Annotated in this window: 1 protein-coding gene and 2 pseudogenes; 1 reads left to right on the forward strand and 2 read right to left on the reverse strand. The window is 61.2% G+C overall.

Annotated features, from left to right (window positions below; translation table 11 throughout):
* Nucleotides 1-267, reverse strand: a pseudogene (locus tag AB3X86_RS38145) (amidohydrolase); the annotation flags it as partial.
* A 319-nt stretch (nt 268-586) separates the two neighbouring features.
* On the opposite strand from AB3X86_RS38145, the gene AB3X86_RS38150 reads away from it, so the two are divergent.
* Nucleotides 587-847 carry a hypothetical protein gene (locus tag AB3X86_RS38150; protein ID WP_368587926.1) on the forward strand — a complete coding sequence of 87 codons (261 nt, stop codon included), beginning with the start codon at nt 587-589 and terminating at the stop codon, nt 845-847.
* A gap of 264 nt (nt 848-1,111) precedes the next feature.
* Here AB3X86_RS38150 and AB3X86_RS38155 read toward each other — a convergent pair.
* A pseudogene (locus tag AB3X86_RS38155) lies at nt 1,112-1,276 on the reverse strand (IS5/IS1182 family transposase); the annotation flags it as partial.
* Nucleotides 1,277-1,401 lie beyond the last annotated feature (125 nt).

Below are 1,401 nucleotides of genomic sequence, written 5' to 3' on the forward strand. Positions count from 1 at the left end.
TCGGCATGTCCGATCAGGTTCAGCCGAATCCCTGCAATGCCCGCATTCGCCATCTCCGTCAGTGTGTCGATCCGACAATCACGCTCGATCACCGCGACACCGCGTAGCCGCTGCGGCGCGCGGCGCATCGAGCATATAGCTGCAATCGGTGCCGAGAAAGCTGGGCTGCACAAGCACGCCGTGTGATACGCCGTGCGTGTCCAGTTGGGCAAGGTATGCGTCGAGCGTGGCGTCGTAGTCGGGCACGTAGCGCCCGATCCGTCTCCCTGACCGCCAGCTCCAGTTCACCATCATGCTTTACGCGCACGCGAATGGGCGAACGGCCCAGCTGAGTCGCTTACCTCGCTAAAAACGTCCTGTTCGAAGAAGCGCGCGCGGCGCGTGACGCGTAGCTTAACTGGCCCTCGAAGATCGGGCCGATGGTTACCGCGGACCTGGGCAGTTCGGCTTGTCAGGGGCTGACGGATGCTGCCCGACTCCGAGCGGCCGAGACCTGGGCACACACTTTGGGAGCCCGGGTCGCGCGAAGAACCAGATACCCCACTGAGCTAGACTTGACCTATCGCTTGTACCGCCGAGACATGACATGTTCGATAGACAGACGCACCGAGGCTTCAGCATCACGGTGACAGCGCACGACGACGTACGCGGCGGCTCCAATGTCACGCTGCTTGTCGAGCGCATCTTTTCCCACCGGGACGACGTGCGCACCGGCGCGCCGCTCGCGAAACCGGAGCATTACCACTCGGTGCACCCCGCAACTGCGGCCGTCGGCGAAGCCATGCGACGAGTCAGGCGGCTAATTGACGAGGCACTCGGTGAACCCGATCCGCTGGAAGGCGAGTAATTTTCAATTCGCAACTCTCCAGCCCGGTCTGCAGCGCGCCTTGCCCGGATTTTAAATCTGACCAAGCCAACGACTGGCTCGCCCTTTCGGCAAGCCGGACAAAATCGATCGCTGCGAAGCGTGAAACCACGGCGGACACCCCTAGGGAAACGCTGATCAATGAGCCCGCCGCCGGTGATCCAGCGCATACGGCTCGCGATTTTTAAAACAGGAAGGCCGTCGCAGCAATTTCTGGGCACCTACGCGACCGACTTCCTGCATTTTTCACACGCCAGACGGACTGCTCCCATGACATGGGCGCAACCGGTTACGCGCCATCGCCAGGTTCGCCAGCGCGAACAGGCTGAACAGTTGTGCAGTGTTCTTGAGCAACCCCTTGTAGCGCACCTTGCGATGCCGGAACAGGTTCTTGACAACATGGAACGGATTGAGCCGCCCCGGGTTTTCCGGAGACCGTTTTGCTTGCGTCATGCCACAGTGACAGACTCAGCGAGATTTGCATAGTAAGCGGCTTCTGCCTCGGCAGGTGGAATGTTGCCGATGGGGCCGAAGAG

It is taken from the genome of Paraburkholderia sp. BR14374, assembly GCF_040948685.1.
In the GTDB taxonomy this organism is placed as follows: Bacteria; Pseudomonadota; Gammaproteobacteria; order Burkholderiales; family Burkholderiaceae; genus Paraburkholderia; species Paraburkholderia youngii.

Coding starts and splice junctions, on each gene's coding strand:
- AB3X86_RS38150 (WP_368587926.1), top strand. CDS start 587: ATGTTCGATAGACAGACGCACCGAGGCTTCAGCATCACGGTGACAGCG.